This window comes from Desulfocurvus sp. DL1XJH-121 (genome assembly GCF_054819825.1).
The window spans coordinates 1-242 of the sequence record NZ_JBTVWW010000184.1; the positions used below are offsets into that span (position 1 = coordinate 1).

Consider the following 242-nt stretch of genomic DNA (forward strand, 5'->3'; position numbering starts at 1 on the left):
GGCGCAGCAGGCGGAGCAGCGGCTGGCGGAACTGCGGGACACGCTGGTGGGCGAGCTGCGCATCGCCACCCCGGTCGGCATCGGCGGCCGCTCGTTGGCGGAGGCGCTGGCGCCGCTGTTGCAGGCGCACCCCAAGCTGACGCTGCGGGTGCTGGCGGACGATCGCATCGTCGACATGATAGAACACCGGGTCGACATTGCGCTGCGCGCCAATCGTCAACTGGCGGACGCCAATATGATCG

1 protein-coding gene is annotated in these 242 nt (G+C 69.8%); it reads left to right on the top strand.

All coding sequences use genetic code 11. From position 1 onward, the window contains the following. A partial coding sequence (locus ACYYG1_RS17810) for a LysR substrate-binding domain-containing protein (RefSeq protein WP_461211664.1) occupies positions 1–242 on the top strand: 242 nt, incomplete at both ends.